Source organism: Pseudoalteromonas sp. S3178 (assembly GCF_005886985.1).
GTDB lineage: Bacteria > Pseudomonadota > Gammaproteobacteria > Enterobacterales > Alteromonadaceae > Pseudoalteromonas > Pseudoalteromonas carrageenovora.
The window spans coordinates 1-333 of sequence record NZ_PNCW01000484.1; the positions used below are offsets into that span (position 1 = coordinate 1).

At 40.5% G+C, this 333-nt stretch carries 1 protein-coding gene; it reads left to right on the plus strand.

Going from position 1 to position 333, the window contains the following annotated elements:
• Nucleotides 1–333: FlgK family flagellar hook-associated protein (locus CWC11_RS21850; RefSeq protein ID WP_502704828.1), on the plus strand; the 333-nt coding region annotated here is incomplete at both ends.

Sequence of the window (333 nt, forward strand, 5' to 3'; positions counted from 1 at the left end):
ACAAAGCGCGATTAACTTGCCTTCATCGACAACTAACCGCTCTTTATTTATGACAGGCGCTCAAGGTCTTGTTGATCAAATGGATAGACTGTCAGGGATAGTTGTTGATCAAAACAGTATTGTGAACGAGCAATTGGATATTTTCTCAGAAGAAGCCAATAACCTTGTTCAAAAAATCAGCGAATTAAATAAGCAAGTAGCGAGTAAATCAGCACTCAACCTGAACAATGTCGATCACAGTGTGCTTAACGAACGAGATCAAGCTATCAAGGAGCTCGCTGAACTTGTAGATATAGAAACACTCGATGGTGAAAATGGCGAGAAGCTCGTGTT